The 12,818-nt window shown below is 39.3% G+C and carries 11 protein-coding genes and 1 riboswitch; of the genes, 4 read left to right on the forward strand and 7 right to left on the reverse strand.

Annotated elements, in window-relative coordinates:
- Positions 1-106 precede the first annotated feature (106 nt).
- Positions 107-1,309 carry a methionine adenosyltransferase gene (metK, locus tag CIL03_RS09505; protein ID WP_094885627.1) on the reverse strand — a complete coding sequence of 401 codons (1,203 nt, stop codon included), beginning with the start codon at positions 1,307-1,309 and terminating at the stop codon, positions 107-109.
- 118 nt (positions 1,310-1,427) lie between these two features.
- Positions 1,428-1,534: riboswitch (SAM riboswitch) on the reverse strand.
- Between the two features lie 202 nt (positions 1,535-1,736).
- Here metK and pckA point away from each other — a divergent pair.
- The 4 genes from pckA (at position 1,737) to CIL03_RS09525 (ending at position 6,811) form a co-directional block, all read left to right on the forward strand.
- Positions 1,737-3,323 (forward strand): phosphoenolpyruvate carboxykinase (ATP), encoded by a 1,587-nt coding sequence (gene pckA / locus CIL03_RS09510; RefSeq protein ID WP_094885628.1) that lies wholly within the window; start codon positions 1,737-1,739, stop codon positions 3,321-3,323.
- An 888-nt stretch (positions 3,324-4,211) separates the two neighbouring features.
- Entirely contained in the window at positions 4,212-5,201 is a 990-nt protein-coding gene (locus CIL03_RS09515; RefSeq protein WP_094885629.1) for an ABC transporter substrate-binding protein, read from the forward strand.
- 12 nt (positions 5,202-5,213) lie between these two features.
- Positions 5,214-6,005, forward strand: coding sequence for an ABC transporter ATP-binding protein (locus CIL03_RS09520; RefSeq protein WP_094885630.1), 792 nt, complete (start codon positions 5,214-5,216; stop codon positions 6,003-6,005).
- Positions 6,005-6,811: an ABC transporter permease gene (locus tag CIL03_RS09525; RefSeq protein ID WP_094885631.1), complete on the forward strand. Its 807-nt coding sequence runs from the start codon at positions 6,005-6,007 to the stop codon at positions 6,809-6,811. The genes CIL03_RS09520 and CIL03_RS09525 overlap by 1 nt, the downstream gene beginning before the upstream one ends.
- 31 nt (positions 6,812-6,842) lie before the next feature.
- On the opposite strand, the gene ytkD is transcribed toward CIL03_RS09525, so the two are convergent.
- From ytkD to CIL03_RS09555, 6 genes are all read right to left on the reverse strand, one after another.
- Complete coding sequence (ytkD, locus tag CIL03_RS09530) at positions 6,843-7,319, reverse strand: RNA deprotection pyrophosphohydrolase (protein WP_094885942.1); 477 nt, start codon at positions 7,317-7,319, stop codon at positions 6,843-6,845.
- Positions 7,320-7,355: 36 nt separating this feature from the next.
- Positions 7,356-7,904 (reverse strand): hypothetical protein, encoded by a 549-nt coding sequence (locus tag CIL03_RS09535; RefSeq protein WP_094885632.1) that lies wholly within the window; start codon positions 7,902-7,904, stop codon positions 7,356-7,358.
- Between the two features lie 165 nt (positions 7,905-8,069).
- Complete coding sequence (locus tag CIL03_RS09540; RefSeq protein ID WP_094885633.1) at positions 8,070-8,390, reverse strand: hydrolase; 321 nt, start codon at positions 8,388-8,390, stop codon at positions 8,070-8,072.
- Between the two features lie 99 nt (positions 8,391-8,489).
- The gene (locus CIL03_RS09545; protein WP_094885634.1) at positions 8,490-9,314 is read right to left on the reverse strand and encodes an ABC transporter ATP-binding protein; all 825 of its coding nucleotides are present in this window, start codon (positions 9,312-9,314) and stop codon (positions 8,490-8,492) included.
- A 265-nt stretch (positions 9,315-9,579) separates the two neighbouring features.
- Positions 9,580-11,205 carry a mechanosensitive ion channel gene (locus tag CIL03_RS09550; protein ID WP_094885635.1) on the reverse strand — a complete coding sequence of 542 codons (1,626 nt, stop codon included), beginning with the start codon at positions 11,203-11,205 and terminating at the stop codon, positions 9,580-9,582.
- A gap of 95 nt (positions 11,206-11,300) precedes the next feature.
- The gene (locus CIL03_RS09555; RefSeq protein WP_094885636.1) at positions 11,301-12,740 is read right to left on the reverse strand and encodes an o-succinylbenzoate--CoA ligase; all 1,440 of its coding nucleotides are present in this window, start codon (positions 12,738-12,740) and stop codon (positions 11,301-11,303) included.
- Between the last annotated feature and the right edge of the window lie 78 nt (positions 12,741-12,818).

The raw sequence follows: 12,818 nt of genomic DNA on the forward strand, positions 1-12,818 counted from the left end.
TAGAAAAGGTTTGGATTAATCCAAACCTTTTCTGCACTGATTTTAATATAATGATATTCTTGGGTAAATCATATCATTCTGTTTGTATGAAGACCTACTTGCTTCTTCATTCCTGCTCTGTCAACGCCTTCAACTCATCCACTTTATCCGTTTTTTCCCATGGGAATAAAATATCCGTTCTGCCAAAATGGCCATAGGCTGCTGTACTTCTAAAGATCGGTTTCTGCAAGTCAAGCATGCGAATGATGCCAGCAGGACGCAAATCAAATAGTTTTCGAATCGCCTCCACCAACACCTCTTCACTTACCTTTCCAGTGCCAAATGTATTTACTGCAATGGAAACAGGTTCAGCTACTCCTATTGCATAGGCAAGCTGCACTTCACACGTTTTGGCTAATTCTGCTGCAACAATATTCTTCGCCACATATCTTGCAGCATAAGCAGCTGAACGGTCTACTTTCGTGGAATCTTTCCCACTGAATGCTCCCCCGCCATGACGGGCATATCCGCCGTACGTATCCACAATAATTTTTCTGCCGGTTAAGCCTGCATCCCCTTGTGGCCCTCCAATAACAAAACGGCCAGTCGGATTGATGAAATACTTAGTCGTCCCATCAAGCAATTCGTCTGGAACAACCGGACGAATAACATGTTCAATTAAATCTTTTTCAATTTGTTCTGTTGTAATATCCTGATGGTGCTGTGTAGAAATAACAATTGTATCCACACGAACGGGTTTATCATTTTCATCATATTCTATCGTTACCTGTGTTTTTCCATCCGGACGCAGGTAATCAAGCACTTTTTCCCTGCGAACATCAGCAAGTCGCTTTGCCAGTTTATGTGCAAGTGAAATTGGCAGTGGCATCAATTCTTCCGTTTCATCACAGGCAAAACCAAACATTAATCCCTGGTCCCCTGCCCCGATTGCAGCAATTTCTTCATCAGTCATTTTTCCTTGACGTGCTTCAAGCGCGGTATCAACACCACCTGCAATATCAGCAGACTGTTCATCAATTGCTGTTAATACTGCACAGGTTTCTGCATCGAATCCAAATTTTGCTCGAGTATAGCCAATATCCTTGATTGTCTGTCTTACGATTGCAGGAATATCAACATAGGTGTTTGTGGAAATTTCCCCAGATACCAACACCAAACCCGTTGTCACTGTAGTCTCACAAGCAACCCGGGCATATGGGTCCTTTTTCAAAATTTCATCAAGAATGGCATCAGATATTTGGTCCGAGATTTTATCCGGATGCCCTTCTGTCACTGATTCAGATGTAAATAATCGACGGTTTTGAGCCATATGGCTAAATCCTCCCCTGATAATTTATTACGGAACTCTATTTTCAAGTATAGTTTATTAACCCTAAAAACAAAAAAAGCCTTTCCTATATATGAGGAAAGGGATTAATGGCCTTTCGCTCTTATTGCTCAAGGAGAAATCCTTGCATCAGGTTAGCACCTTTTCACCGCAGTGATGGTTGCTGGGTTTCATCGGGTCTGTCCCTCCACCAACTCTGAATAAGAGAGTATCCGTTCTTCATTTAGATTAACGAAACAGCACTGTCATGTCAACCTATAAACCGTGTACTAAATGATTTATAAAAAAATATCATGATTAGTATGGACTAATTTAGTGAATGTGTTATACTAATAACCATATTAAAGAATAAGTGCTGATTTGCTATATTACTCTTTTATTTAAATACATCAAAAAGGCGGGAATTTCTATGAAAACAGTGGAGAAGACCTTATTAAAAGAACTGACTTCACATGAGAATCTGAACAAAAACTTATCCGTACCTCAATTAGTTGAGAAAATATTATCACACAATGAAGGAGTCTTAACAGAAACAGGTGCAGTACGTGCGACAACTGGAACCTATACCGGACGTTCCCCCAAGGATAAATTTATCGTTAAAGATGAAATCTGTGAAGAATATGTGGATTGGGGTGCTGTAAATCAGGCAATTGATGAAGCATCCTTTAACAAACTTTATGAGAAAGTAATTGCGTATTTAAAAGATAAAGATGAATTATACCAATTCAAAGGATTTGCTGGTGCAGATCCAAAATATCGGCTGCCAATACAGGTTATTAATGAATATGCATGGCATAACTTATTTGCCCGTCAACTATTCATTACTCCAACTGATGAAGAGCTCAAATATCATCAGTCAGAATTTACAGTTGTATCGGCTCCGACCTTTAAAGCAGATCCAGCTGTTGATGGAACAAATTCAGAAACCTTTATATTGGTTTCCTTTAAACAGCGTGTCATTTTAATTGGCGGTACAGAATATGCAGGTGAAATTAAAAAATCAATTTTCTCTGTAATGAACTATCTTCTGCCACAGCGTGAAATACTTTCCATGCACTGTTCAGCCAATGTGGGCAAAGAAGGCGATGTAGCATTGTTCTTCGGATTATCAGGTACCGGCAAAACGACACTTTCCGCTGATCCCTACCGCCGTCTGATTGGAGATGATGAGCATGGCTGGAGTCCAAATGGTGTCTTCAATATTGAAGGCGGCTGCTATGCAAAGTGTATCAATCTTTCAGAAGAAAAAGAACCACAAATTTTTAATGCCATTCGTTTTGGTTCTGTTTTGGAAAACGTAATTTTAGATGAAGATTCAAGAGTTCCTGATTATGATGACGTTTCACTGACGGAGAATACACGTGCTGCCTATCCATTGGAAAATATCGATAATATTGTTTCACCAAGTGTAGCAGGACATCCAAATACAATTATTTTTCTGACTGCTGATGCATCCGGTACTTTGCCCCCAATCAGCAAGTTGACAAAGCAACAGGCAATGTATCATTTCCTGAGTGGCTACACAAGCAAACTGGCTGGAACAGAACGTGGTGTTACAGAACCACAAGCAACATTCTCTGCTTGCTTTGGTTCACCATTCCTGCCATTGGCACCTTCTAAATATGCGGAGATGCTGGGTGAAAAAATTGATCAGTACAGTTCAAATGTATTTTTGGTAAATACCGGCTGGACTGGTGGATCATACGGAGTTGGCAAGCGAATGAAACTTTCCTATACCCGTGCAATGGTTCATTCAGCATTAGAAGGCGAACTGAACAATGCGGAAACCGTGAAAGATGATATTTTCGGACTGGAAATGCCAATCCATGTACCAGGTGTCCCAGATGAAGTTCTTGTTCCTAAAAATACATGGGAAGATAAAAATGCTTATGAAACTGCAGCACAATCACTTGCTATGAAGTTTCATAACAACTTTGAGAAATTCACACAGGCCAGTGATGAAATCAAACAGGTTGGACCTTTGTACAAAGATTAAGGTCATCTGAAAATTCTTGGGGGCAAAACACTCCCCCAAGGAATAGATTCACTTTATTTCCTCATCCCAAAAGGATTTTATTTTATATGAGTGAAAGGCTGGGCAGCTGCTCAGTCATTGATTGCCGATCTCTTAACAGAGGTCGGCTTTTTTTGGCTGTTTTCCTGATGCTGAAGAATCACGTTATTTCATAATTTCTTTGTTTCTGCAGCAACTTCCTTTTTGTGGAGAACGATTACTTAGTTTAGATGGTTTTGATTATCTATGTGACTCTTCCTTGCTCAACTAGCTCTAAGCTGGCTCGTAGAACTCTCCTATATGATCTTTCTTCTCTTATCCAGTTCCAATTGGGAACGTAGAACCCTCCTATGTGACCTTTCTCCTCTCTCACAGCTCCGACTGGGCACGTAGAACCCAGCTATGTGACCTTTCCCCTCTCACATAACTTCAACTGGGCACATAGAACTCTCCTATGTGACCTTTCTCCTCTCATACAACTTCAACTGGGCACGTAGAACCCAGCTATGTGACCTTTCCCCTCTCACATAACTTCAACTGGGCACGTAGAACCCAGCTATGTGACCTTTCCCCTCTCACATAACTTCAACTGGGCACGTAGAACTCGCCTATGTTACCTTTCCTCTCTCACTCAGCTCCAACTGGGCACGTAGAAACGCCCAATATGACCCCCCTCCTCTAATCCAGCTCCACTCTGGCCTATAGAAGCTCTTCTCTCTTACTCCTGCAAATTCCGCCTGTAAAATCTCATGCCAGCATTCGTGTAAATCTAAATTCACATGCTCCTCCAATATAGGCATTCACACATTTTTTAACAAAAGCATAAACTGTTTTGACAAACCATTACCAGAACGGAAAGGACCGGATTCTATGAAAAAAGTTAAGCTTCTCGCTGTAGTTTCATCACTGATGTTTATTTTTCTGGCTGCCTGTCAATCAAATGAACCAACATCCATAAAATTATCTGAAGTAACACGTTCCCTATTTTATGCCCCGCAATATGTTGCATTAGAAGAAGGGTTTTTTGAGGAAGAGGGGCTTGATGTCGAATTGCAGACAGCCTGGGGCGGCGACAAAACTATGACTGCATTGCTTTCTGATGCAGCGGATATTGCCCTTGTCGGTTCAGAAACCTCTATTTATGTCTATGCACAAAACTCCAGAGATTACGCTATTAATTTTGCACAGCTGACACAAACAGATGGCACCTTTTTAGTCGCAAAGGAACCTAAGCCTGATTTTACCTGGGAGGATACAAAAGACAGTACTTTCCTTGGACAGCGTAAAGGCGGAATGCCGCAAATGGTTGGTGAATTTGTTCTAAAAAAACATGGAATCGATCCACATGCTGATTTGGACCTGCAGCAAAACATTGATTTTGCCAACATTCCAGGAGCTTTTGTTTCAGGTGACGCAGAATATGTTCAGTTATTTGAACCAACTGCAAGTACGTTTGAAAAAGAAGGAAAAGGCCATATTGTTGCATCCTTCGGGGAAGAGTCTGGGCACGTACCCTACACTGTATTCATGACAAAACAGAGCTTTATCGATGAAAATAAGGAAGTAGTTGAAAAGTTTACGAGAGCTGTCTACAAAGCACAAGCCTGGGTTCAGGAAAATAGTGCAGAAGATATTGCAAAATCAATCCAGCCGTATTTTGAAGATACAGAGCTCGATCTGCTGGCTGCCTCCATTGATCGTTACAAAGCACAAAACTCATTTGCCACAGATCCAATTTTAGATGAAGAAGAGTGGAATAACCTCAAGGATATTATGGATGAGGCCGGAGAACTTCCTGCAGACGTTCCTTATGAGGAACTTGTGAACACAGAAATTGCTGAGGAAGTTATTTCAGACTAAGGAGGAGAGCATTTGTCATTTCTAACCTTAGACCATGTAACCCATCACTACTTCTCCAAAAACGGGTATACCAAAGCACTGGAAGATATATCATTATCCGTTGGGGAGGGTGAATTCATCGCACTGCTTGGTCCTAGTGGCTGTGGTAAATCAACCATTTTATCAATTATTGCTGGGATCATGAAACAAACGAAAGGTAGTGTCTTGCTGCAAAATGAAGCAATTACTGATTCTGAACTGCCAATTGGCTATATGCTGCAGCAGGATTATTTATTCCCGTGGAAAACAATTATTGATAATGTTTTAATTGGGCCAAAAATATACAAAAAGGAAGCCCCGGCAGTGAAAGAAAAGGCATTGGAGCTGCTTGATGAGGTAGGTTTAGCACATGTATCAGATGCGTATCCTGATGCATTATCTGGAGGAATGAGGCAGCGGGCAGCGCTTGTGCGGACATTAATAAATGATCCAAAGATATTGCTGCTTGATGAACCGTTTTCCGCACTCGATTATCAGACAAAACTGAAGCTTGAGGATCTGGTTTCCCAACTGTTAAAAACATATTATAAAACAACGGTCCTGGTAACACATGATATCGGGGAAGCTATTGCAATGAGTGACCGCATTTTTATTATGAATGCCGATCCAGGATCGATTGCAAAGGTGTTTGAAGTGCCAGTCGAGCTTCGGAATGAAACACCATTTCTGGTCCGCAGACATCCGAAATACCAAATTATTTTTGATAAAATCTGGAAGGAATTGGATGAGAGAGCACCCGATTCAGAAGGAGCTGAAGCAACCTAATGAAAGCAAAATCAGATCAGCATCTTTTTGAAGCCTATAAAAATAGTCTGAAACGGGAAAAGAGAATCGTCATATCCTGGCAGCTCAGCATTTTAATTATTTTCTTTGTCCTATGGGAAATTGCGAGCAAATTTTATTGGATAGATCCATTATTATTCAGTTCCCCCTCAAGGGTCGGTAATGTACTTGTTGAAAAATTTGCCGATGGCTCCATGTTTACACATGTTCAGGTTACCTTATTTGAAACATTGCTTGGCTTTCTAATAGGAACAATAGCTGGGATTCTTATTGCATCAGCATTATGGTCATCTGCAAGGTTTTCGAAAATCATGGATCCATATCTTGTCATCATGAATGCCATGCCTAAGGTTGCACTCGGTCCAATCATTATCGTAGCACTTGGTCCTGGATATATTTCCATCATTGCTATGGGTGCCATTATTTCTGTTATCATTACAACGCTTGTTGTCTATTCCGCTTTTAATGAGGTTGATCCAAACTACGAAAAAGTATTAAAAAGTTTTGGTGCCACAAGATGGCAATGTTTTAAGGAAGCTGTCTTCCCTGCAACGCTGCCGGCAATGATTTCAACATTGAAAGTTAATGTAGGACTCTCGTGGGTTGGTGTAATCGTTGGGGAATTTCTCGTTTCCAAACAGGGATTAGGGTATTTAATTATCTATGGATTCCAGGTATTCGATTTCTCCCTCGTAATGTCCAGCCTTGCACTGATAGCCATTTTCGCAGCAATTATGTACAAAATTGTTGAGAAGTTAGAGGCGTGGCTGATTAAGCATTCTACCTGATAAACAAAAGTACAGTATAAAAAAATCGCCATCATTGGCGATTTTTTCTGTCTTTAATATAATTCATGCAATGCTTTAATACCTCATCCTTCATCATAAAGCTGTACTGCTTATTCCTCTTTACATTTTCCGGTATCTTTTCTAATAAAACCGGACCTTCTGTTTCATAATACGTATCCTGTGGGATTAGCGCCTTCACTTCAGCGAAATAGACATTTTTGATTATATAGTCTTTTCTTCCCGAAACGTAGTATTGTCCAACGTATTGAATGGTTTCAACCGCTCCGCCAGTCTCTTCCATTACCTCGCGAATCGCTGCCTGTTTTGCATTTTCACTTTCTTCAACCTTGCCGCCGGGAAACTCAAGGCCCCTTTCTTTATGCTTCGTTAAAAGCCATTTCCCTTTATGCTTGCATATAACCCAAACATGCTTTGGTGCGTCAGAAAATGGATGATCCTTAAAAGAAAGGGTTACTTCATTCCTGTAATAATCTTTAAATTTATACATCATTTCAACTGCTTCCATTCCTTCAATAACCTTCTTCTACAAATATGAAATGCCAGTTATCTTCCATTTATTATCATATGTGAATTCTAATTCAATGGTATACTCCCCAAACATTTCATCCTGATTTTTCTGTACAACTTTTACTTTATTCTCTTTCAATTGTACCACATCATACCCATTATCCGCATCAAACCATGCCGGTGTTTCCGTTGGCAAAATATATAAGCCATCTGCTTTTTCTTTATAGTAAAAATCCACATAAGGCTCTGCTGTCTCTTTTGTTGTTACTTGTTCAAATTGATTCATAAGCTCCTTTTTTGTATCAACATTTACTGCTTTATAATCCTCATCAATTTCCTGCACCAGAATGTCCATAAATTGCTCCGTTAATGCTGTAATTTCTTTGTGTGTAATATTTGCTTTGCTCTCCTGCTCAGCCGAAATTTCTTCGGATAATTCTTTTTGTATTTTTTGATGATTATTTGCTTCCATTGTTACGGCAGTGGCAGAATGATAATCAGAAACCATACCCAAAGATAATAATATAATAATACCTGAAATGAAAATTAATTTAACATGTTTCATGGATGTTTCCCCCTAATTAGTTGCTGAATTAACATGTCTTATACTTTATCTATTCCTTGATTTGTGAAAAAATAAACCATTTAGGATAAATTTCCCATTCACTTTTTCTGCTTATCCCAGTAAAAAAGAATAAGACACACATTTGTATCTTATTCTCAAAACCAGTCACATATGATCGTCTGTAAGTATTCCAATGCTATCGATATGCTTTTTGACCTCATCATCACCTAAATCATATAGCATCTGATAGGTTTCTGTGAGATTACTGTCATAATCATCATTCGATTTATCATTATGGTAAGGCATAATTGGCACATGGGCCCGGAAAAAGGAACGGACACCAGCATCATGCATATTTTCCATTTTGGCCCGCAGAAGACTTACTTCCTCCGTCGTAGCTTGAATGGTAAAACTGTCATTATTATCATATTTTATTTGGGAAATTTCTCCTGATCCAATATCAATATAATATTTTTTCTTTTCCATACAGCACCTCCTGCCCTTAATTTGGCTAAAAATCCAGGAAGCATGTATGGAATTAATATATAAAAAAACCCATCAGCATTGTGATGGGTTACATTTCTATTAATTAACAGCCGATTGCTCATTTGGACGGGCAAATATACAGCGGCCTTTTCCATGTGGTATGCACATTGGTGTGCCAAATCTCGGATCAAAGGTAACATCACATTTCATTTGAAAAACATCATGTACCAGTTTGCATGTAATGATTTCTTCCGGCTTGCCCTGGGAAAATACCTGTTTATCTTTAATGGCAACAATATGATGTGCGTAGCGGCATGCAAGATTTAAATCATGCAATACCATTACAACAGTTCGGCCATCCTTTTCATTTAAATCAAATAAAAGATCCAGCACTTCTATCTGATGTGTCATATCAAGATATGTTGTAGGTTCATCTAACAAGATCGTATCAGTTTCCTGTGCCAGTGTCATAGCAATCCAGGCACGCTGACGCTGACCGCCTGAAAGTGAATCAACCGCCCGGTCTTTTAATTGGGTCATATTTGTAGATTCAAGTGCATTATTTACTGCATTCTCATCATCTTTGGACCATTGCTTTAAAAAACCGCGATACGGATGTCTTCCCTGTTTTACTAGATCATGAACCGTTAATCCTTCTGGTGTAACTGGACTTTGCGGCAGGATGGACAGCTTTTTGGCAACTTCCTTCGTACCCATTTTTGCAATGGCTTCCCCATCCAAAACAACATCACCACTCTTTGGCTTTAATAAGCGAGCCAATGAACGAAGTAAAGTAGATTTACCACAGCCATTTCCGCCAATAAGAACAGTGATTTCACCTTTTGGAATTGTTATATTTAAATCATCGATTATAATTTCGTCTCCATAACCAAGCGTCAAATCATTCGCGGTTAACGTTTGCATTGGAATCTCTCCCTATGTTTCGTTACTTTCACAAAGCAAATAAATATATGTTTTAATTTATAGTCAATATCTACAGTGTATTTGGTTTCAGACAATTAGTCAATGACTTTGATAATCATTTTCATTTGTAAAAGTATTCTCGAAAAGCTTGCCTTATTACAGAATTTTTATCTTAGGCTGCCGCAGAGAGGATATTCCTCATAAAAATAACTAAAAAGAGCATTCACTGCAATTGCAGCAAATGCCCTCGTTGATGTGCGGGAAATTATAGGTCTGTATCTTTATTATCTGGACCTATGTCATTTCCAAACATATCATCATTTAGTCCATCCTCTTTATTGAAATCAGTTCCTAGCATTGGTTCTGTAGAAGATTTTGATTCATTTACTCTCGTTTCGTCAATTGTATTATCAAATTTACGCAAATACTTACTGGCAAAATCTTTCCCGCCAAGACCAAATGCTAAACCAAATGCTAGTGCTACTCCACCTAAAATAAGGATGAATGCGGAGCTGACAATCGTTGTCGCAATTCCCAGCTGGGTAAGTGCCATAAACACTGCTAAAACGATAATCGCATATTTGGCAAATCCAGCCAGCATATTTGTTGCTGGTCCTGATAACAGGTTACGCAATACTTTTTTCACAATATTTGCCAGGATCAATGCAATTCCAAGAATCAGAACTGCAGCCAATACTTGCGGCAAATATGCAGTTATTGCAGAGGCGATTTCAACAAGAAAGTCAAGCTGGATAAGATACAATGCTTGTACAGTTAAGAAGAAGATAATCAGTATCTGTACAATATAGCCAACTAAAGCTGATGGCGTCACTTTACTTTGTGCTGCATCTTTATTACCAAGTTTCAAATTGCTTGTTAAACGGTCAAAGCCTAATTTCTCCAGATAATTATGAACAGATTCACCGATAAATTTACCTAACCAGACACCAATCAGAACTAATCCAATGGCAATTAAAATATTTGGAATCATATTCATGATAGTGTTAAGCATGCCAATAGCCGGTTCCGTTATTCCAGTCAGCTCCAATTTTTCCAGAGCTGCGATTGTTATTGGAATCATAATGATGATAAATAACAGATTTCCTGCAAATGCAGCTAGACTTGTTCCTTCAAATACCTTTTTCATTTTCAGACGTTCGACTAATTTTTCAGATCCGACAGCCTGCAGGAGGTTAACTACAATATTTTTGACTATTTTGGCAACAAACCAGCCAACTGCGAAAATAATAGCTGCTGCAAGCAATTTAGGAATAAAGGCCAAGATGGTTGCCAATAATCCGCTGAATGGCTGTGCAACACCTGAGATGCTAAGTGCATCAAGCACACCTGGAATAAACAGCAGCAAAATTAAGTAAAATGCTACTTTTCCTATCGTCTGCAGATAACCGTTAATTTCGTCTTCTGATTTTGCGAGCTTCATCTTAAAGAAAAGATGCTGCAAGTTAATCTTTTTTGTTCCTTCCACAACAAGCCATTGCACAATAGAAGCAATAACCCAGGCAAGTACAAGAATTAATGCTGCTTTCAGAACAGCTGGGATAAAGCCAAAGAAAGTTGAGACTAATTCTGAGAGCGGATTTGCAATCATATTCAGGTTCAATACATTAAAGAATAGTATAAATACCACTAACAGAAGTATGTAATAAACCACTTTACCGATTATCTTATTCGAGTTGATTGGTTTATCACTGGTGCGAAACTTGTTAAATAGTTTTTCATCTAAATTTGTTTTTCCTAGTGCTTTTTCTACTGCATTGCCTATCGCTTTTGCAATCAGCCATCCAACTAAGAGAACAATGATAGCAATAACAAAATTCTGTACTCCCTGCATGAAGCTGGATGTGAAATACTGGTCTAAAATCGAGTTCATAGACATTTTCTCCCTTCCCATTGGTATATTTGCTTATACCTTTAAAGGAATGTTTCTAAACCTTTTTTGGTTTGGGAGAATCCCAACGATCCTGATTACAATTTCAGCCTGCTTCTGATTAGTTTATTCGAAGCATTCCTCGGCAGGTGGTCAATAAAATGTATTTCTTTAGGCAGTTTATATTTGGCTAAACGCTTCCTGGCAAATGTCCATATTTCATCTTCCGTTACTTCACTGTTCTTCACAATAAATGCAACAGGTACCTGCCCCCACGTTTCATCCGCTTTACTAGTTACTCCAGCTTCCTTAATTTGCTCCATACCAGATAAAACACTTTCTATCTCAGATGGATAAATATTTTCACCACCGGAGATAATCAGATCCTTTCTGCGATCAGAAACATACAAAAACCCAGCTTCATCCAAGTAACCTAAATCTCCCGTGGCAAGCCATCCCGAATTAAATGCCTGCTGATTCGCTTCCTCATTTTTAAAATAGCCTGCAGTAACCATTGGCCCCTTTACATGGATTTCACCAATAGAGTCCTCACCTGGCTCCATAATTTTCACCTGGGCTGGAAATAATGCCTTCCCTGCTGATCCAATTTTTTTCAAGGCATTGTCCGGAGAAAGTGTTACGATCTGTGAGGCTGTTTCCGTCATGCCATACGATTGAAAAACTGGAATATTTCTTTCTGCAGCTTTTTCAAGTAATGGTTTCGGGGCAGGCCCCCCACCCAGCAGCAGGCAGCGCAGGCTTTCAGGATATTTCTTGTCACCCAGAAAGCTCATAAGCCGCTGTACCATTACTGTAACAACAGAAACTATAGTGATTCCTTTATTCATGATTGCATGATGGACAGTCCGCTCATTGAATTTCTCTAGTAAATATATCGGCATTCCATACATAACACTTTTTATCAATGTCGATAAGCCGCTGACATGAAACAGCGGCAATGGCATAAGCCACTTATCGTCAGAATGGATTCCCAAATTCAATGCTGATCCAACTGCACTCCACCAGTGATTCCCATATGTATGGATAACCCCTTTTGGAAAGCTGGTAGTGCCTGAAGTGTAAATTATCGTAAAAGTTTCAGCCAGATTGAGCTCTGTACAAAGTCTTACTTCTTTTTCTTCCAGTTCATCAATCTCTGAAAAGGAATGAATTGTCTCAGCTTTGATTCCTTTTGAGTTTTCCTTTAAATGATCTGCTGTTAGAACAATCGAAACTTCCGCATCTTTCAGCTGAAAGTTAATCTCCTCTGGGGTTAACCGAGTATTTAATAAAACACCTACCGCTCCTAAATAGCTCAATGCATGAATGGCGATTATCATCGGAATTTCGTTCGTTGATAAAATTCCCACATGTGTTCCTTTTGTAATCTTGAGACGCGCCAATTTCCTGGCAAAGCCTTTACTTTTATATTCCAATTCTTTAAACGTTAAACAATACCCATCTTCTATTTCAATTGCTGTCTTATCAGGTGCCAAATCTGCCTGTTTGCTCAGCCAATGCGGGATTGTTTCCTGCATGTTTCATCACTCCAAAATTTTATTGCGGACTTATTTTCTATGTAAAGAAAAACCTTTGCCGCAAAAGCAAAGGTTCTC

This window comes from Virgibacillus indicus (assembly GCF_002266285.1).
In the GTDB taxonomy this organism is placed as follows: domain Bacteria; phylum Bacillota; class Bacilli; order Bacillales; family Amphibacillaceae; genus Virgibacillus_K; species Virgibacillus_K indicus.

Coding starts and splice junctions, on each gene's coding strand:
- metK (WP_094885627.1), bottom strand. CDS start 1,309: ATGGCTCAAAACCGTCGATTATTTACATCTGAATCAGTGACAGAAGGG.
- pckA (WP_094885628.1), top strand. CDS start 1,737: ATGAAAACAGTGGAGAAGACCTTATTAAAAGAACTGACTTCACATGAG.
- CIL03_RS09515 (WP_094885629.1), top strand. CDS start 4,212: ATGAAAAAAGTTAAGCTTCTCGCTGTAGTTTCATCACTGATGTTTATT.
- CIL03_RS09525 (WP_094885631.1), top strand. CDS start 6,005: ATGAAAGCAAAATCAGATCAGCATCTTTTTGAAGCCTATAAAAATAGT.
- ytkD (WP_094885942.1), bottom strand. CDS start 7,319: ATGTATAAATTTAAAGATTATTACAGGAATGAAGTAACCCTTTCTTTT.
- CIL03_RS09535 (WP_094885632.1), bottom strand. CDS start 7,904: ATGAAACATGTTAAATTAATTTTCATTTCAGGTATTATTATATTATTA.
- CIL03_RS09540 (WP_094885633.1), bottom strand. CDS start 8,390: ATGGAAAAGAAAAAATATTATATTGATATTGGATCAGGAGAAATTTCC.
- CIL03_RS09545 (WP_094885634.1), bottom strand. CDS start 9,314: ATGCAAACGTTAACCGCGAATGATTTGACGCTTGGTTATGGAGACGAA.
- CIL03_RS09550 (WP_094885635.1), bottom strand. CDS start 11,205: ATGAACTCGATTTTAGACCAGTATTTCACATCCAGCTTCATGCAGGGA.
- CIL03_RS09555 (WP_094885636.1), bottom strand. CDS start 12,740: ATGCAGGAAACAATCCCGCATTGGCTGAGCAAACAGGCAGATTTGGCA.